Genomic DNA, 18,473 nt, shown 5'->3' on the forward strand with positions numbered 1-18,473 from the left:
TCCGGACCCGTCCGCTCCGTGCCGGCACGGGCACGGGCCGGGCGAGTTCGTCGTCCACATCACACGCGCGATTTCGCCTGACGCTTGACCCCAGGCTCACTCCTGACCGTACACTTTGTACGTACATTAGGGGGAGGCGCCGTGAAATCGTTGCCGGACATCGGGTGGGCAACCGCCGGCGTCCCACGTAAAACCGCGTGCCACTCGACCGAGCCGCACCCGGCCGGGCGGCGCGCGATCAGCCGCTGCCGGCCGGACTGCCCCGCCGGTCACGGCAATCACGTTCCCGCCGCGATCGTGGCGCTGCCCGGCCTGGCCGTGGTCGGCGCCGCGACCGGGCTCGCGTTCCTGGGCGCCTGGATGATCCCGTGGATCAACCCGGCGACTCTGGCGGTGATCCTCGGCGCGGCATTGTCGAACCTCGGCCTGCACACCGACAAGCTGCGCCCGGGCACGCACGTCGCCGGCCACCGACTACTGCGACTGGCCGTCGTCCTGCTCGGGTTCCAGCTGTCCACCTCGACGCTGCGCGCGGTCGGCCCGGCCGGCGCCGGGCTGGTGTTCGGCACGGTCACGGTGACTTTCACCGGCCTGCTGCTGCTCGGCCGCCTGTTCGGCCTGCCGCCGGCCCGGTCGCTGCTGCTGGCCAGTGGCTACTCGATCTGCGGCGCGTCGGCCGTGGCCGCGGTCCGCTCTCCCGCCGAGGCCGACGAGGACGACGTGTCGGTCGCGGTCGCGCTGGTGACACTGTGCGGCAGCCTGGCGATCTTCGTGCTCCCGGCACTGCGCCACCCGCTGCACCTGAACACGCTGCAGTTCGGCAGTTGGGTCGGCGCCAGCGTGCACGACGTCGGCCAGACCGTGGCCACCGCGCAGGCGGTCCCCGGCGCCCTGGCCGTCGCGATGGTGATCAAGCTGTCGCGGGTGGCGCTGCTGCTGCCGCTGGTCTCGGCACTCGGCTACCGCGCCCGGCGACGAACGGATGCGGCGGCGACCGGCCCCCGCCCGCCCGTGCTGCCGCTGTTCCTGATCGGCTTCGTGGCCGCAGTGACCCTGAACAGCATGAACGTGGTCCCGGCCGGGACGCTCGCGGCGCTGATCCACGCGCAGCAGATCCTGCTGGTGGCCGCCCTGGTCGGGCTGGGCACCGGGATGCACCGGCGGGTGCTGTCCCGCGCGGGCGGGCCCGCGTTGTTCGTCGGCCTGGCCGGTTGGTTCCTGGTCGGGGCGACCGCGTTGGCCGCGGTGCACCTGACCGGCATCGGCGGCGCCTGAGTTGAACTGACGGTCAGTCAGTTCGCCGACGCAGCCGCGCGACACACAGGTCCGGGCTGGCGAAGGGCTCGAGGTCGGCCAGTCGAAGGTCGGTGTCCAACGCCTCCAGCGCCCCCGAGATCAGCGCGCCATGCAGCTCGCAGACCACGTCCGGACTGCGCCCGGCGACCTCCGCGAACGGGCAGTGCCCGAGTTCCACATCGACGCCGCCGCGCCGGCGGCGCACCGTCGGCTCGAACCCGATGGAGCCGAGCAACTCGAGCAAGGTCTGCGTCGCGGGTTGCGTCGGGTCGGCGTCGGCCACCAGGGCTGCGCCCCACTGCGCGCCGGTCCGCCGCACCGCGGCCGCGCCGTCCGGAACCTCGGCGAGCGTCCGCGTGAGCATCTCCGAGAGCATCCGGTAGCTGCGGGCTCCCGGCGTGCCGGTCGCCCGGGCGGTGTAACCGACCGGCGGGCGGCCCGGGGTCGGCCGGGATTGCTCGACCCGGTCGAGCATCCCCGCCGTCGCCAGGCCTTCCAGGTGGAATCGCGCGGTGTTCACGTGCAAACCTGTTGTCGCGGCGACCTCGCGGACCCCGAGGGGTTCGGCCGCGGCGCGCACCGCCGCAAGCACCCGCCCGCGACTGCCGGTGGCGCGCTGCGACCAGACCGGGTCGGTCAACCCTGACGGCGTCATGAGGTGTTTTCTACCGCAATCGGGTGCGATCCGGCGGCCCGGACGGACCAGTTCGGCCGGCAGAATAAAAACGAGGCTCTATAGTCAAAATTGCGACTCCTTACGGCGGCCGAGGGCCGGACGGCGCAAGAAGGACGAGAACCTGGGTGATGGCGGTGGAGCGGCACGACCTGATCAAGGACAGCTTCGCATCGGTCGAACCGATGGCCGATCGCGTCGCTGCCGACTTCTACGCACGGATGTTCGTCGAGGCGCCGGACCTGCGTGCGCTGTTCCCCGCGGCGATGGACGTGCAGCGGAATCGATTGTTCGGTGCCTTGGTGCGGATCGTCCACGGCTGGGACCGACCCGATTCCATGACCGGCTTCCTGGAGCAGCTCGGCCGCGACCATCGCAAGTTCGGGGTCAAGGCCGGCCACTACGAGGCGATGGGCCGAGCGTTCCTGTGGTCGCTGAAGCGGCACGCCGGGCCGGCCGTCTGGACGCCGGAGGTCGAGGCCGCCTGGGTGGCGGCGTTCTCCGACATCGCGATCACGATGATCGCCGCGGCTCGCTCGGCCGCGGACCAGACGCCGGACTGGTGGCTGGCCGAGGTCGTGCACCACGAACTGCGGGGCCCGGACACCGCCGTGATGACTCTGCGCCCCGATCAGGAACTGCCCTTCCAGGCCGGCCAGTACGTCTCGGTGGAGACGCCCTGGTGGCCCCGGGTGTGGCGGTACTACTCGATCGCCAACGCTCCCCGGCCGGACAGGCTGATCGAGGTGCACGTCAAGAAGATCGACGCCGGTTGGGTCAGCACCGCGCTGGTGCGCCAGGCCGGCCTCGGCGACGTCGTGCGCCTCGGACACCCGATGGGCACGATGATCGCCGACCGGACCTCGACCCGCGACATGCTGATGCTCGCCGGCGGCACGGGCCTGGGCCCGATGAAGGCGATCCTGGCGGACATGGCCCGGTGGAACTGGTACCGCCGGGTGTTCCTCGTGATGGGCGCCCGGCACAGCGAGGAGTTCTACGACCTGCCGGCGCTGAACGCGTTCGCGCGGGAGCACGAGTGGCTGACCGTCGTGCCGGCGGTCTCCGAGGACGCGAACTACCCGGGCGAGCGCGGGCTCGCCGTCGACGTGGCGCTGCGGCATGGGGAGTGGACCGATCACGACGTGCTGATCGCCGGGTCCGGCGCGATGATCCGCGGCAGCATCTCCCGGCTGCTGGACGCCGATGTGCCGCTGTTGCGAATCAAGTTCGACGACTTCGGCGACGCGAACTGACGTAGCGTCAGGCCGCGGCGAAGACGCCGCGCGCCGATTGTGACCTCAATGAGTCACCTCGATGAGTCGGCTTCGGGAAGGCCGCGGCGGGCGTCACCGTGGCGTGCACCTCGAGCTTGTAGCTGCCGACGACGAAGTCGTCGGCCTTCCAGCCGGGCACCGACACGGCGTCCGGCGGGCCGGCGCAGGTCGCGTCGTGCCAGAGCTCCAGCACGACCCCGGGAGAGCCGTCGCGGTACCAGACCGACTGGACGTGGTCCATGCCCGCGCAGTCGGAGTTCGGATCCGCATCGTCGAACTGGGGCAGCCCCTGGAAACCGGGCTTGCTCCAGAAGCACACCTTGTGGCTGGCGCACTGATCGAGGCCGGCAGCGGACGCCGCGGCTGGATGGATCACGAGCATCGGCACGAGCGCCACCAACGCGGCCGGCCCGGCAAGGGCATGCACCAAGCGCACCAAACGGCCTCCCGTCTCCACAGGACGACCCGGCAGGTGCCGGATCGACCGGTTCTGAATCTGGGCTCCGACTCCGGACCTGTCCCGGCCCGGACGCGGCAGCGTCCCGGGGGTTCTTCCGGAGTGAAGGCTGGAAGCTAGCACCGCGCCGTGGGCTCCGGATAGTCCCTGAATTTTCAGGAATCCACGGTAGCTCTGTATCGGTCGGCGGCGGTATACCCCGAGCCGCGCTTGATCACTCCTGCTGGGACCGGCGATTCTGAGGCAGCTTAGCCGCACCGGCACGCATTTGCCGAGTTCAGCGTGACCAGAGTGGCGCACGTCAGCTGCCGGGACGATCCTTCGCGGACGACGTTCCGAACGAACCGGGCCGCAGGTATTATCCGATCTTGAGCGGCGGTGGGGCCCGCCGAATGAACCGTCGCCCTTAGGGGCGGCCAACGGTCCCTGGTCCGAGAGGAACAGGGTCCCGTGCTGCCTAGATTCTCCTTCCGACGTCCGCCCTGGCGACGGCCTCCGGTTCCCGGCGATCAACCGACCGCCGCTCCCGAGCGGGCTCCCTTCGCTCTGCCGATCGACCCCGACCTCGACGCTGTCGCGGCCGGCGCACCGCCCGGTGCTCCGCCGCCCCGGTTGCGCGTCGCGCCGCTGGTCGCGGTCGCGGTCGGCGGGTTCGCCGGCGGCCTGGCGCGGTACGCGATCGGCGAGGCCTGGCCCACCCGGACCGATGGATTCCCGGCGGCCACCTTCGCGATCAACACCTCCGGGGCGTTCGTGCTGGCCTGCGTGCTGCTGCTGGCGCTCGAGGTCCTGCCGCCGACGACCTACGTGCGGCCCCTGCTCGGCACCGGGTTCTGCGGGGCCTACACGACGTTCTCCTCGGTCGCCGTCAGCAGCGACCAACTCGTGCACCACGGCCACAGCGGCATTGCCGCCGAGTACGTGGCGCTCAGCCTGGTAGCCGGCCTGGCCGTGGTCGTGGCGACGCTGGCCGTCGGCCGGCGAGTCGTCGGCGCCGTGCCCCTGGGTCGAGGCGGCGGCCGATGATGCTCGCCGTCTGGGTCTCGCTGGCCGCCTCGGCCGGCGCGGTCGCGCGCTACCTGATGGACCGCTTCGTGCAGGCCCGGCACCGCACCGGGCTGCCGTTCGGCACGTTCTTCATCAACCTGATCGGGACGTTCGTGCTCGGTTTGGTCACCGCCGCGGGCGCCGGGCACCACATGGACGCCTCGCTCGGCACCGTGATCGGCGTCGGGCTGTGCGGCGGGTTCACCACCTGGTCGACGTTCTGCTGGGAGACGGTGGCGCTGTTCGAGTCCGGCGCCGGTGCCGGGGCGGTCCTGAACATGGCAGGCAGCCTGACCCTCGGTGCTGGGGCGGCGGCGCTGGGCCTGGCCCTGGGCAGCTTGTGACCGCCGGCCGACGAGGAATCTGATGTGTGGTCAGATCCCTCGCCGGCCGACGTTTCACCAGTCCCGCAGGGAGCCCGCTGCCGCTGCGAACGACTGCGGGGAACTGGCCAGCCGGAAATCCGGCTCCCCCGGTACGTCGAAGTCGAACCAGACCAGCCCGGTCGCCCGGGTGGTTCGCAGGTAGGCCAGTAGGTCGGTGATCCACGCGGCCTTGTCGCCCCCGTGCTCGGTCGACCCGGTCTCGTTGACCCACAACGGCTTGTCCGGCGCGAGCCGCTCGACCTGGTGGATGGTCGCGGCGAACAACCGGTGCGGCTGGTTCCAACCGCCCCAGTCGGGGTGGTCGGCGCCATAGTTGTAGCCGTCCACGGCCACGACGTCCACGTAGTCGCGGCCGGGCCAGACCGACTTGAGCGGGGTCGGCAGACCCATGGTCACGTTGGGACTCCAGACCCAGATGACGTTGGTCGCCCCGGCGGCCGAGAATCGCTGGTGGACGTGCCGCCAGGCCGCCACGAACGATTCCGCACCGCCACCGTTGACCGCCGGCGCCCACGGGTACGTGGTGCCGTTCATCTCGTGGGCGAACCGCATCAGCAGCGGTTTCCCGTACCGGGCGGCCGATTTCGCCCACCAGTCGATGTAGTCGTCGAAGGCTCCCGAGGCGATTCGGTCCGGGGTGTAGTCCGGCTGGGCGGCGTGCCGGTTCGGGTCCCAAGGCTCCCAGGTGATCTCCGGCAGGGTGCCGCGTTGCGCGATCGCGTTCAGCGTATCGACCGGCAACGGCCCGAATTGCGACCAGGCCTCGTAGAAGTTCAGCACCCCCAGCGAACGCCCCAACGCCATCGTGGTCGCGGTCGCGGTCGCCAGGCCGCCGTCCAGGCCGGGTGAGGACAGGCCGAACACCCGGTCCGAACCGACATCGCGGGCCGCACCCCGCAACGCTCGGGCGACAGTGCTTGCCCGCGGGTCACGGGCGGTGGCCAGCGCCGACGGCGCCGGGCCGGTCATGGTGACCGCAACGGCTGCTGCCGCCGCCAAGGACGTGTACCGCAGCGGCAACCACCGACCGATCCGGCGGCGCTGCGGTCGAAGACGATGCGCTCCCACGGCGTCCCGCTCACCTGCCCCACCGGACGGCCTGCCCGGGCACCTGGATGTAGGTCCCGGCCAACCGCGTCCGGATCGGCGAGGCGACACCGCGCGCCGCGCTCGCGCCGACCAGTTGCTCCGCGACACAGTTCTGCATCTCGTCAGCGACGAACCAGGCCAGCCAGTCGCGGAACTCCGGGCCCAGATCCTCGCGCTCGCAGGCCAGTCGGACCACCGTGCGCAGGTAGTCGGCACGGTCGCCGGTGTCGTAGCGGCGTCCCTGGAAGACCACTGCGTGCACGGGCCCGCCGCCGTCGCCGACGGCCAGCGAGCGCAGCGCGTCGGTCAACTGGATCTCCCCGCCGCGCCCCGGCGCGGTGCGGCGCAGTACGTCGAACACCGCCGGCTCCAGCACATAGCGGCCGATGATCGCCAGATTGCTCGGCGCCACCGCGGGGTCGGGCTTCTCGACCAGGTCGGTGACCCGCAGGATCCCGTCCAGGCCGCTGGGCACGACCGCGGCGCAGCCGTACCTCCCGATCTGGTCCGGCGGCACCTCCAGCAACGCGATCACGCTGCCGCCGCGACGTTGCCGCACCTTGATCATCCGATCCAGCAAGGGATCCCGTGGGTCGATCAGGTCGTCGCCGAGCAGGACCGCGAACGGCTCGTCGCCCACGTGCTGCGCAGCGCACAGCACCGCGTGGCCGAGCCCGCGCGGGTCGCGCTGCCGTACGTAGTGCATCGTCGCCAACTCGCTGGAGGCACGGACCTTGGCCAGCGTCGGCTTGTCGGACTTCGCGGCGAGGATCGCCTCGAGTTCGTAGTTGCGGTCGAAGTGGTCCTCCAGCGCGCGCTTGTTGCGGCCGGTGATCATCAGGACGTCGCACAGACCGGCGGCAACCGCCTCCTCGACGACGTACTCGATCGCGGGCTTGTCGACGATCGGGAGCATCTCCTTCGGCGTCGCCTTGGTCGCAGGCAGGAAGCGGGTGCCCAGTCCCGCGGCCGGGATCACGGCCTTCAGCAGGGCGCTCACCGGCGTGCCTCCGTCCGTGCGCGCGGGCTCGATGGTGGTTGGCACGGTGACATTGATTCACTCGCAAGCTCGCTCATAGCGCGGTCCAGACACGGACGTAGTCGACAGACATCGAAGCCCCCGGAATGGTGAGTTGGTTGGGTTGGCCGGGCCAGTCCCCGCCGACGGCGAGGTTGAGCAACAGGAAGTAGCCGTGGGAGAACGTCGCGTCCCACGCCTTGCTGCCGATGACGGCTGGGGTGATCTCGCCGTAGGTCTGCCCGTCGACCTGCCAGCGCAGCCGTTTGGGATGGGTGTCCCAGATGAGCGTGTAGAGGTGCGACCCGGCCAGGCCGGCCGGAGCCGGCAGCTCGAATGTGTGGCCGATGCCCTGCTTCGAGTGGCACGGGGCGTCGGGTCGGGTGTCGCAGTGCAGGGTCCCGTGGATCTGGCTGTTGCTGTCCACGTTCTCCATCACGTCGATCTCGCCCGGGATCGGCCAGCTCTCGGGGTGGTCGCGGTACTGGGCGCCGAGCATCCAGAACGCAGGCCAGTAGCCCATTCCCCCGCCGGGCAGGGTGATCTGCGCCTCCACCTTCATGCTGCCGTCGCGGGGCGGGGCGAAGTCGCTGCGGACAGTCTCCAGCCGCGCCGAGTGCCACTGCCCGTCGCCGCCCTTGGTCGCCGTCAGGCGCAGGTTCCCCGCACCGTCCTTCTCGACGTTGGCCGGGTCCGCGGTATAGGTCTCGGCCTCGTTGTTGCCCCAGCCGACCGGTCCACCGGGCAGCCCGCGACCGAGGTCGGCGTGCCAGGACGCCGGGTCGAAGGGCTGGCCCCATTGGCCGTCGAACTCGTCGTGCCAGACCAGCCGCCAGTCCGGCGGCGCGGACGAGGTGAACGCCCGTACCCCGAACACGGCGACGCCGAGCACTGCCAACGCCAGCGCCAGCCGTTTCACCCTACGCAGCGGGGGATTGCGGCGGTGTCGGCCGAGCGGCGGAGCTGCCGGCCGGGTGGCCCGGGTCGAGGTCAGGGTCGCCGCTGCGGCACTCACTTGGTACGCCCCGAGTCGGTCTTGGCCCGCGGCGCGGCGGTCTTGGTCGGCGCGGGGCCGGGCTCAGCCGGCAGCAACGACCCGACGATCGGCGCCAGCCAACTGGCGTACGTATCGGTCACATGGCCCTTGTCCCGGTACACCGGCATCGTGCCGACGATGGCCGGGCAGGAGTCCACCCCGCACACCCAGGCACCGGTGTCGACGACGTCGAAGCCGGCCGCCCGGGCCGCGTCGCGGACCATGGTGCCCCGCCCCGGACGCGCATAGCCGTACCCGTCGGCGCGCTTGTAGTCGCACGGTCGGACGTCCGTCATGTGCTTGGCGAGGCAACCCACCGGATCGCTAGGGCTGTACGGGTTGTCCTGCAGCATGGTCACGCGCGTGCCCGGGTGGGCCAACTGCCGCAGGGTGTCGACGGTGGAGTTCGCCCAGATCCGATCGTCGGTGAGGGATTGCACCGCGTCGGACTGACCGGCGATCACCAGGTCGGGGTGCATCGCGTTGATGGCCGCGATCCGGTCCTTGCGCCACGTGTCGCACTCGGTGTAGTCGCGCTTGAGGTCCGGGGCGTAGACCGTCATGTTCGCGACGGAGCAGGCCGCCTTGGTCCAGTTGATCAACTTCCAGTGCCGCTTCTTCGCCGCTGCGTCGAAGCCGCCGAACCACTGGTTGACGTGCGAGTCGCCGAACAGAACCACGGTCCGCGAGGCCTTGGTGTCACCGAAGACGCACGGGCCCTGGTCGGTGTCCAGGAAGTCCAGGTGGCACTTGCCGGAATCGGGCGTGTCCTTGGCCGCGTTGGCGACCGAGGGCTTGAGGTTGCCCGGGACCGCGGTGACCGAAAGGCCCTTCTCCAGTGCGGGAAGCGCACTTGCCAGGCCGACCTCGGTACCGGTGCTCGTTCCGGTGATCAGCGGGCGGACCACCGGGGCCAGCCAGGTCGAGAAGGTGTTGGTCAGGTGACCGCCGTTGTCCTTGTACACCAGCATGTTCCCGACGATCGGCGGGCACTTGTCCCCGCTGCAGACCCACATATTGGTGTCCACCACGGTCGCTCCGGTCGCGGCGACCGCGGAGGCGACCAGGCCACGCCGCTTCGGCCAGTACTGCTCCCCGGCGTCGGAGGAGACCACGCACTCGTCGACCGCGTCCATGTGCTCGGCCAGGCAGCCGATCGGGTCGCGCGGCTGCGGCACGTCGGACAGGAACACCCGCCGGGCACCGGACGGGTCGAGCTGCTTCATCGTCGCCGCGGTTCCCTGCGCCCATTGCGCGTCGGAGACCTTGGTGCCGGGGTTGCCGTCGGACTGGCTGACGACGATGACGTCGGGCTTGGCGGCCACGATGTCGGCGACCGCGGCATGGCGCCACTGCGTGCACTCGGCGTAGTCGCGGTTCAGGTGGTCGTCGATGATGCTGACGTCGGCGACCGGGCAGGCCACCTTCGCCCGCAGCAGCAACTTCCAGTGCGCGTTGGCGGCAGCCTTGTCGAACGCGCCGAGCCAGTGCGCGGCGTGGGAGTCGCCGAACAGGGCGACGGTCTTCTTGCCGTGCGGGTCGCCGAAGATGCAGTCCTTGGGCAGCTTGACCTCGGGGTACTCCTGGAAGCAGTCCCGGGCCTGCTGGTAGTCGTCACCGGCTCGCGCCAGGCTCGGCGACAGGTTGCTCGGGACATCCTTGGTGTGCAGCGATTTCGCCAGCGTCTCCTGGACCAGCGCGACGTCGGCACCGGCGAGGGTTGCGGAGTCGGCCGCGCCGCCGGAGCCGGTCAGGCTCGGCAGCGTGTAGCTGAACAGCATTGCGAGCGCGACAGTCAGCCCGGCCAACGCCGGCCCGGAGATCACCCAGGCGGGCTTGCGAACGGGCAGCCGACGGGCGGGCAGTTCGACGTGGAAGTAGCTCGCGACGGCCAGCACCAGCGAGATGAACACGGCCTGCACGCGCAGCGACGTGTTCATCGTGGTGCCGATCACCAGCGGCGCGAAGACCAGCACCGGCCAGTGCCACAGGTACAGCGAGTACGACACCTTGCCGATCAACTGCGGGACGAACCGGCCGAGCAGGACCTCGGCGCTGCGCGGGGCCTTCCGGACACCGGAGGCGATGATCAGGGCCGCGCCGCCGACCGGCAGGGCGGCCGCGATGCCCGGGAAGTGCGTGCCGTCGGTGTACCAGAACCCGGAGCCCGCGATCGCGATCAGACCGAGCCAGGAAGCTGCGCAGGCCAGGCCCGACGGCAGCCGGGCCAGGCGCGGGGACAGCAGCGCGATCACCGCGCCGACGCCCAGTTCCCAGGCCCGCGTGGCGATCGAGTAGTAGGCGTCCGGCGCCGAGCGGGAGGTGGTGACCACGCAGAGGAACAGTGAGTATGCCGAGCCGGCCGCGACCAGGCCGATCAACGTGCCGCGCTGGTAACGCACCTGCACGACCGCCAGGGTCAGGATCAGCAACGGCAGGCCGACGTAGAACTGCTCCTCGACCGCGAGTGACCAGAAGTGCTGCAGCGGCGACGGCGGCTTGTTGGCGTTGAGGTAGTCCGTGCCCTCGGCCGCCAGATGGACGTTCATCCCGTAGACCGCGGTGTAGATCGCGTCCAGGGCGATGTCCTTGGCCGCGATCGTGGATTCCCAGATGCGGGCGGCGACGAGCACGGTCAGCGTGACCACCAGCGCGGCCGGCAACAGGCGCTTGATCCGGCGCAGGTAGAAGTCGGCCAGGCGGACCCGGCCGGTGCGAAGCTGGGTCTCGAACAACTGACGGGTGATCAGAAAGCCGGAGATCACGAAGAAGACGTCGACCCCGACGTAGCCACCGGTCACCCTCGCCAGCTTCGCGTGGTACAGCACCACCAGCAGCACGGCCACGGCCCGCAGGCCCTCGATGTCCGGCCGGAACTTCCGTTGCTCCGCCGGCGGCCGCGGCTCCCCGGCCGCTGGGCCCGGCTCGGCCGCAGCCGGCGGTTGCGGCGTCGGTGGTTGCGGTGGTTGCGGTTGCGGTTTCGGCGGGGCGGGCGGCTGTTCCGCCACCGTGGTCGTGGGCGTCCAGATCGATCCTTGTGCAGTCGGTGCCGGTTCGGTCTGCTGCGCCGACAGGAAGGCCAGGATCGACTCCGCCTCCACCGCAGGCGTTCTGGAGTCGGCCTCCGCCCGCCCGACCTGTCCGGGCAACTCAACCCCGCGCAGGAGGGCGAGCAGGTCGTCGACGTCGACCCGCGGTGGCCGCCCGGGGCCGGGAACGGGCGAGCAGGGCATCGATTCGAGCGTCATCGTGCGACCTTTCGACTTCGTGACGGAGGTGCGGCTCAGCCCGCGACGGGCACGGCAGGAACGGGCTCGGCAATCGGGGCGCGGCGGGGGCGGCGCACTGCCGGAGCACGACCCAACCCTTGGCCGGGCAGGGCGAGCGGCAGGTAGGCCCAGAAGTTGAGCATCGCCATCAGCAGCATCACCCAGTAGGCCCCGATGCCGTACAGGGCGATGCCGCGGCCGATCCCGGCGAACATGACCAGTTCCATCAGTCCGCCCCAGAAGATCAGCCCGTAGCGCACCTTGCGCTCGACCGGGCTGGACTTCACCGCGCCGGTGGGAACCCAGGCCGCCGTTCGGTTGCGCGAGAAGTCCCAGATGGACAGCAGGAAGCAGTAGCCGGAGACGATGTTGAGCCGGATCAGCTCGATGAAGCGCGGGGTGCCGAACATCGCCGGGAAGACCACGATCGAGGCGACGATCGAGGGCAGCAGCGGGATGACGTTGAGCGGCCCGACGTCCTCCGGGAAGCACCACGCCATCAGCAGGCCGGGCAGCGTCCCGAAGAGCACGCTCAACGCCGAGGTCACGTAGAAGATGAACCCGGCCCAGAAGCACAAGCGCTGTGCCGGGCGCAACGGCGCCTTGTGGAAGTTCGAGTCGACCATCAGGCAGATCGAGCCGGTGCACCAGCGGTAGACCATGTTCGTATAGCCACTGAACGTGTCCGGGCACAGGCCCTTCGCCAGAACCAGCGGGACGTAGCGCACGATGTAGCCGACCCGCATGAGCTGGACGCCGGTGTAGACGTCCTCGCTGTGGTTGATCTGCGGCATGCCGCCGATGGCCTCCAGCGCCGACCGCCGGTACAAGGCGTTGGTACCGACGCAGATCGCGCCGTCGACGCGGTCCCGGGCCGGCTGGATGAAGCGGTAGAACAGCTGCTGCACCGCGCCGGAGGAGCGCTGGACCCAGTTGAACTCCTCGTGCAGGTCGAAGTACTGCGGCGACTGGGCGATGCCGACCTTGTCGTCGTCGAAGTACGGCACCAGCTCGGTGAGCATGTCCGTGCGCGGCACGAAGTCCGCGTCCAGGATCAGGATCAGGTCGCCGGACGAGCGGCTGTAGCCGTAAGCGAGGTTGCCCGCCTTCTTCATCCGGGGCCGATCCGGACGGACGAAGTACTCGAAGCCGAAGGACTGTGCCATCGACTCGACCTCGGGACGCGCCGAGTCGTCGAGCACGTAGACGGTCAGCTCACCGTCCCAGTGCAGGCGAGCCACGTGCACGTAGGTGTTCCGCAGCACCTCGAGCGGCTCGCCGCAGGAGGGCAGGAACACGTCGACGGAAGGCAGCGGGCCACCCTGCGTGCGCTGGTCGACCAGCTGCCGGTGGTCCCACAGGTCGTGGCGGCGGCCCCAGGCCGAGGCCCGGAATCCGGTGTAGCCGTAGACGAACAGCAGGACCACGAGGATCCAGAGCAGGTGGGTCGTCTCGGTCTTCAGCGACAGCTTGACCAGCGCGAGGATGACGCCGCAGAACGAGCCGAACATGAAGAACGGCATCCAGCGGTGTCTACGTCCGAAGTAAGCGTATTTCTCCTTGTTCGACGGCGGGCTGGGCAGCAGGTCGGTGGACACGGCCATCCTCCAGAACGAGTGCATTTCCACAATTCATCTTCAAATCCGGCGATCCGGACTCTGTTCGCGCGAAACTCGGCGAGTTATCCCCGGTCTGGACACGGGTCTGCGCACGACCGCCCCGGTGCGCGACACGCACCCTGCGAAGCGATCGGACCGCCCCGTATTCGGCCCGGAAAACCTTGCATGTCTGGAATCCGCGAGTCCCGGGAAGTCTTCACCCGTGCCCGGATCTCGTGTTCCGCGTTGAACTTATGAAAGCGCGCAACGATCGCATAGGGCCGAATTAGCGAACGCGGCTATTCATCATTTGGAAGGGAATCCACGCTGTTGGAGCAGTCAGAATTCACGAATCCGGGCACAAGCGAAACGCCACGCCGAGCATCACCCGTTCGGAGCAGTTTGCTGCTTGCGTGCCCGGGTAGCCGACGGCCCGGATCCTGTTGCAGGCAACACAATTCGGCTGTGTGACGGCGGAGTTACGAAAGGACCAACACCGATCGACGTCGCCGCAATAAATCTGACTTTGCGTCAGTTTCCTTGTGTCCGGGTCTGTGCACGGCAGCCGCGATCGCAAGGGAATTCACATTCCTGTGCCGCACGGCTCCAGCGAGCGAGCTGTCACGCAGCCTCCACGACTACGGCGCGACTCATCTTCGTCATACCGAGTTCACGTTCCACGAAGATGATCGGCACCTCCTGGACCCGCCACCGGCGAGCCTGGGCCCGCGCGGCCGGGTCGATCTGCGCAGGTCACCGCCCACACCGAGCGCAGCGCCGTCATCGCAATCGGACTCCCGGCAATCGCGCAAGGGGCCCAGGGCAGTGCAGTAGCGAGAAAATCGGCTGACGGTCACACGGTGACACCCAGGTTCTTCCACCGAGCAGGTGCGCGAGGACCACGTCCTGCACCGCTGGGGCCTCATCGGCGACGACCGCACTACTACGCGTCGGCCGAACCGTGGACAACCACGCAAAGCGTCCAAGGTGGTCGGCGGCCAACGCGGTCCGGGCGAGACAGGACGCTGACGTCCGGTTGGCCGCGGGCTTGTGGGGAAGACCGACGGGCAGCAGCCGATCACCGAGACCATCGGAGGCAGGCATGACGAACGTGCGAGAGCTGATGAACCCGATCGTCAGCGATCTGCAGAGGGGCGACTCCATCGCGGAGGCCGCGCGGCGCATGGCCCGCGACGGCGTGGGAGCGCTGCCGATCCGAGCCGCCGACGGAACCGTGCAAGGCATGCTCACCGATCGCGACATCGTGCTGCAGGTCGTCGCGACCGACCGCGACCCGCACCGGGTGAGCGTAGGCGAACTCGCCCAGTCCGAGATCGTCACCGCCGGCCCCGACGAACCCGTGGTGACCGTCCTGGCCCGCATGACGACCCACCGACTGACCCGGCTACCGGTCGTGGACGGCACGGACCTGGTGGGGATCATCACCCTGGCCGACGTGGCGGGCGCCGTACCGGACCAGATGGTCGGTGAGACCTACGCCGGGACCACCCGCAGACCGGCCGCAGCTGACCGATCGGCACCGTAAGCCACGCGCCCTGCAACGGTCCTCATGTCCCGGGCCTCCTGGCCGGCCTGGCCTGGCCGACGTTCTGACCGGGCCGCGCGCCCTCGAGAGGGCTCGGAAGTTGCTGGTATTCGAAGGTCCGTCGTACGGAGTCCGTTTTCGGACCCCAAACGACGACTACGTGATCGCCGTGGTCGCGGGCGCTTGGGCCACCACGGCGAGCAGACGCTGGGCCCCCGGCTGAGCAGCCGATTCGCACCAGCGGCTGCGGCCCGGCTGGAGAACTGATCGCTTCGGTGAAAGCGCGGGCCGCGGTTCGGCGCGTAGGGTGGCCTGCGACGCCGCTCTGGTCCTTGGTGCCGTTCGGCCGGGTGTCCGCCCGGCCTGCGAAAGCCTTGGGAGTGTGGCGATGCGTGTCGGCAATGCACTATGCGCTCGGCCCGGCCGGTCGGCGGGGCACGACGGGCAACCTTTCGCGGCGCTGGCCGTATCTTCCCCATCACTGCCCTGGGCGGCAGTCGTGAGCGATCGTGGTGCGGTTGTGCACCGCCCACCCCGGGGTGGAGGTGGCTGAGTGGAGCCCGGGCGCCTGGCCCGGATCCTGGCCGGGCTCACCGCCGGCGCCGAGGGGGCCGGGGCCCCGGCTCGGTTGTGTGAGGTCGCCAGGGATGTCATCGGGGTGAGCGGGGCGGGGGTGATGCTCATGTCCGGGGACCTGCCCACCGGGACGTTGTGCACCACCGATGCGGTGAGCAACCAGATCGAGGAATTGCAGTACATGTTGGGCGAAGGCCCCTGCGTGGATGCCTACCACCACGGCCAGGTGATCTCGGAGCCGGACCTGGCCCGACCCGCCACCCCACGCTGGCCCGCCTTCGCCGAGGCGGCCGCCCGGGCCGGGGCGCGCGCAGTATTCGGGTTCCCGTTGCACATGGGTGCGGCCCAGCTGGGTGCGCTCAACCTCTACCGCGACACACCCGGGCCGCTGCGCGATGACCAGCACGCCGACGCGTTGGTCATGGCCGAGGTGATCGCCAGGTGGGTGCTGAACGTGCAGGCCGTCGCCGCCCCGGACACCCTGGCCGTGGAGTTGGCGCAGGGCGATTTCCATCTCGTCGCGCACAACGCGGCGGGCATGCTGTCGGTTCAGCTGGAGGTCTCCGTCACCGAGGCGCTGATCCGGCTGCGGACTTACGCGTTCACCCACAACCGTGCGCTGCGCGAGGTCGCCGAAGACATCGTGGCCCAACGGCTGCGCCTCGGATGAAGCCGCTGGGGCGGGAACGGGACGCAGGAGTCCCCCGTGGAGCGCGGACGTCGAGGTTGGGACCGGTACACGCCGGGGTAGTGGCCCGATTACCGGGAATGCTCCTTGCGTGGAAAGGTTTGAGATGACCCGGGAAGCAGAGGTGGTCCGGTCCCTGGTGGATCTGGCCGAGGTCCTGACCGACGACTACGACGTCGTGGATGTGTTGACCAGGTTGACGGACCGATGCGTGGACCTGCTCGGTGCGGCCGCCGCGGGCGTAGCACTCGCCGGCCCCGCCGGCGAGCTGCGCCTGATCGCCTCCTCCTCGGAGACCATGCGGCTGGTGGAGCTGTTCGAACTCCAGACCGAGGAGGGCCCATGTGTGGACGCCTTCCGCACCGGAAACCGGGTCGCACACGAGGACCTGCACGCCGAGAGCGGCCGGTGGCCCCGCTTCGCCGCGGTCGCCCTCGAAGCCGGCTTCCAGGGCGCTTTCGCCCTACCGCTACGGATCCGGCAGACCACCATCGGAGCGCTGAACCTGTTCAGCACCGAGCCGACCCCGATGGGTGAGGCCGACGTACTGGTCGCGCGAGCGCTCGCGGACCTGGCCACCATCGCCGTCCTGCAACAACGCGCCGGCGCCGAGGCCCAACGCGTCAATGAACAACTTACCCATGCCCTGACCAGCCGGATCGTGATCGAGCAGGCCAAGGGCGTGATCTTCGCCCGTGCCGGGGTCGAGATGGGCGAGGCATTCACCAGGCTGCGGGCCTACTCCCGCAACCACAACATCCGCCTCACCGCAGCAGCCCAGGCCATCATCAACGGCACGCTCGACCCGGCCGGCTTGACATCCAACACCACCCGGCCGGACTCGCCCTGAGGCACCGCACCGCCCTGAGCACAGGCCCGGACGACGTGTCGGCATGCGTCGGGTGCGTGGTACTGCTCGACGATGTGGGCCGGGACGCGGCCGCGGTCGCCGGCGATGTGTGCCCGCTCCGGCGGGCCCATTCGCGGATCGCGACCGACTGCGACCGGTCGTGGCCAGGTTCTCTCAATCCCGCCGCGTGCGACACAGCCCCGCTCGGCCCGCCGCCGGTAACCGGCCTTCCGACCGATCCCAACCTGCCGGCACTGGACCGTGACCGCGCCGCTCGCGATCAACTGCCACCGGGACTCGAGACCCACACTCCCGTACGCACATCTCGATCACCGGAGGTGTTGCGACGATCAGTGGAACTTGCCGACCCGACTGTCAGGATTCCGGGAGCGCGACACACCGTCGGACCGGAATCGAATCGGCCCGGCGCGGTAGAGCGTCCGGGACGGTGCCGACGTACCGGTACGGGCATTGGCGACGGGCGAACGGACGGGAGAACGGCTGTGAGCACACCGACAGTTGGCAACGCGCAGGACGTCGTGGATTTCCTCAAGCAGCAGCACGAGAGCGTGAAGTCCTTGTTCGACCAGGTCCTGGCGGCGCATGGTGAGCAGCGCGCGCAGCTGTTCACGCACCTGCGCCGGATGTTGGCCGTGCACGAGACCGCCGAGGAGCAGGTGGTTCACCCACGCGCGCGCAAGGAATTGTCCGATGGGGACTCGATCGTGGAGCAACGCCTGGCCGAGGAGCACAAGGCCAAGCAGATCCTGAAGGATCTGGAGGGCATGGATGCGGACTCCGAGGAGTTCGAGTCCACCTTCCGTAGTTTCCAACACGACGCGCTGGCCCATGCGCAGGCCGAGGAGCAATTCGAATTCGCCGCCCTGGAACGGACTCTGGACGACGAGGAGTTGGAGCGCATGCGCAGAGCTGTCGAGTTCGCTGAGCGGGTAGCGCCGACCCGGCCCCACCCAGGGGTGGAATCCGCCGCCGCCAATCTGCTCGTCGGACCCTTCGCCGCGATGCTCGACCGGGCCCGCGATGCCTTGTCCGGGCGCGGCTGAGCCTGGCCGTCCAGCCTGGCGCAGCCGATCCCCGGGCCGGGCAGCCTGCAGCACGCACGCCTAGGGCGAACGCGGGCCAGTTCGGGCGCGCGGGGCCGGCACGGCGCGCAGCGGACGGAAACCGGTCAGGCCACCACCCGCAAGGTCGCGAGGGAGGAGTCGACGGCGTCGGGGACCAGCATGCCTGCTGCCACGCCGGTGGCCAAATAGTCCAGGACCTGCGCGGTGATGACCTCGCCCGGTGCCACAGCCGGGACACCGGGCGGGTAGGGGGTGAGGATCTCGGCCGCGACCCGCCCGACCGCGTCGCGACGGCAGACCTGTTCTGTCGTCCCGAAGAACGCGTCACGGGGCAGCATCACGGTCTGCAACTCCAGGCCGCCGGGCCTGGGCAGCGCGACCGGTGGGGCCGGTTCCGGCTCGGCCCGCCGCTGCACCAAGGCGGTGAGGGACTCCAGCAGGCGGGCCTCGCTCTCCTCGTCGTCGCCGTGGGTGATCTGCGCGCCGATGCGGCAGCTGTCCGCCGAGCCGACAGCCACGGCATACCGGTCACGAAGCCACTCGGCGGCCTGGTACCCGGTCAGACCCAAGCCGCGCACATCG

16 protein-coding genes are annotated in these 18,473 nt (G+C 69.8%); 8 read left to right on the forward strand and 8 right to left on the reverse strand.

What is annotated here, in order from left to right:
- The first annotated feature begins 141 nt into the window (after positions 1-141).
- Positions 142-1,275 (forward strand): putative sulfate exporter family transporter, encoded by a 1,134-nt coding sequence (locus tag VHU88_12715; GenBank protein HEX3612541.1) that lies wholly within the window; start codon positions 142-144, stop codon positions 1,273-1,275.
- A 13-nt stretch (positions 1,276-1,288) separates the two neighbouring features.
- On the opposite strand, the gene VHU88_12720 is transcribed toward VHU88_12715, so the two are convergent.
- Positions 1,289-1,951 carry a helix-turn-helix domain-containing protein gene (locus VHU88_12720; protein HEX3612542.1) on the reverse strand — a complete coding sequence of 221 codons (663 nt, stop codon included), beginning with the start codon at positions 1,949-1,951 and terminating at the stop codon, positions 1,289-1,291.
- A 149-nt stretch (positions 1,952-2,100) separates the two neighbouring features.
- On the opposite strand from VHU88_12720, the gene VHU88_12725 reads away from it, so the two are divergent.
- A complete protein-coding gene (locus VHU88_12725; protein ID HEX3612543.1) occupies positions 2,101-3,225 on the forward strand; it encodes a globin domain-containing protein in 1,125 nt (374 codons plus the stop codon).
- Positions 3,226-3,232: 7 nt separating this feature from the next.
- Here VHU88_12725 and VHU88_12730 read toward each other — a convergent pair whose 3' ends face one another.
- On the reverse strand, positions 3,233-3,682 hold the full coding sequence (locus tag VHU88_12730) for a peptidase inhibitor family I36 protein (GenBank protein ID HEX3612544.1): 450 nt from the start codon (positions 3,680-3,682) through the stop codon (positions 3,233-3,235).
- Between the two features lie 633 nt (positions 3,683-4,315).
- Here VHU88_12730 and VHU88_12735 point away from each other — a divergent pair.
- Together VHU88_12735 and crcB are read left to right on the forward strand one after the other, a co-directional pair.
- Positions 4,316-4,729, forward strand: coding sequence for a CrcB family protein (locus tag VHU88_12735; protein ID HEX3612545.1), 414 nt, complete (start codon positions 4,316-4,318; stop codon positions 4,727-4,729).
- Positions 4,726-5,094 carry a fluoride efflux transporter CrcB gene (gene crcB / locus VHU88_12740; protein ID HEX3612546.1) on the forward strand — a complete coding sequence of 123 codons (369 nt, stop codon included), beginning with the start codon at positions 4,726-4,728 and terminating at the stop codon, positions 5,092-5,094. Before VHU88_12735 ends, crcB begins: the two co-directional genes overlap by 4 nt.
- 54 nt (positions 5,095-5,148) lie before the next feature.
- Here the strand turns inward: crcB and VHU88_12745 are convergent, their stop codons facing one another.
- The 5 genes from VHU88_12745 to VHU88_12765 form a co-directional block, all read right to left on the reverse strand.
- Positions 5,149-6,204, reverse strand: coding sequence for a glycosyl hydrolase (locus VHU88_12745; protein ID HEX3612547.1), 1,056 nt, complete (start codon positions 6,202-6,204; stop codon positions 5,149-5,151).
- A gap of 10 nt (positions 6,205-6,214) precedes the next feature.
- Positions 6,215-7,225: a UTP--glucose-1-phosphate uridylyltransferase GalU gene (galU, locus tag VHU88_12750; protein HEX3612548.1), complete on the reverse strand. Its 1,011-nt coding sequence runs from the start codon at positions 7,223-7,225 to the stop codon at positions 6,215-6,217.
- 73 nt (positions 7,226-7,298) lie between these two features.
- A complete protein-coding gene (locus VHU88_12755) occupies positions 7,299-8,258 on the reverse strand; it encodes a family 16 glycosylhydrolase (protein HEX3612549.1) in 960 nt (319 codons plus the stop codon).
- Positions 8,255-11,527, reverse strand: coding sequence for an acyltransferase family protein (locus VHU88_12760; protein ID HEX3612550.1), 3,273 nt, complete (start codon positions 11,525-11,527; stop codon positions 8,255-8,257). The genes VHU88_12755 and VHU88_12760 overlap by 4 nt, the downstream gene beginning before the upstream one ends.
- 35 nt (positions 11,528-11,562) lie before the next feature.
- Positions 11,563-13,146 (reverse strand): cellulose synthase catalytic subunit, encoded by a 1,584-nt coding sequence (locus VHU88_12765; GenBank protein HEX3612551.1) that lies wholly within the window; start codon positions 13,144-13,146, stop codon positions 11,563-11,565.
- Positions 13,147-14,248: 1,102 nt separating this feature from the next.
- Between VHU88_12765 and VHU88_12770 the strand changes: the two genes are divergently transcribed.
- The 4 genes from VHU88_12770 to VHU88_12785 all read left to right on the forward strand — a co-directional run bounded on the left by VHU88_12770 (position 14,249) and on the right by VHU88_12785 (position 17,870).
- Positions 14,249-14,692 carry a CBS domain-containing protein gene (locus VHU88_12770; GenBank protein ID HEX3612552.1) on the forward strand — a complete coding sequence of 148 codons (444 nt, stop codon included), beginning with the start codon at positions 14,249-14,251 and terminating at the stop codon, positions 14,690-14,692.
- Positions 14,693-15,245: 553 nt separating this feature from the next.
- Positions 15,246-15,938 (forward strand): GAF and ANTAR domain-containing protein, encoded by a 693-nt coding sequence (locus tag VHU88_12775; GenBank protein HEX3612553.1) that lies wholly within the window; start codon positions 15,246-15,248, stop codon positions 15,936-15,938.
- 124 nt (positions 15,939-16,062) lie between these two features.
- On the forward strand, positions 16,063-16,806 hold the full coding sequence (locus VHU88_12780; GenBank protein HEX3612554.1) for a GAF and ANTAR domain-containing protein: 744 nt from the start codon (positions 16,063-16,065) through the stop codon (positions 16,804-16,806).
- 503 nt (positions 16,807-17,309) lie between these two features.
- Positions 17,310-17,870 carry a hemerythrin domain-containing protein gene (locus VHU88_12785; GenBank protein ID HEX3612555.1) on the forward strand — a complete coding sequence of 187 codons (561 nt, stop codon included), beginning with the start codon at positions 17,310-17,312 and terminating at the stop codon, positions 17,868-17,870.
- A 125-nt stretch (positions 17,871-17,995) separates the two neighbouring features.
- Here VHU88_12785 and VHU88_12790 read toward each other — a convergent pair.
- The coding region (locus VHU88_12790) for an ornithine decarboxylase (protein HEX3612556.1) at positions 17,996-18,473 on the reverse strand (478 nt) is incomplete at its 5' end.

It is taken from the genome of Sporichthyaceae bacterium (genome assembly GCA_036269075.1).
In the GTDB taxonomy this organism is placed as follows: domain Bacteria; phylum Actinomycetota; class Actinomycetes; order Sporichthyales; family Sporichthyaceae; genus DASQPJ01.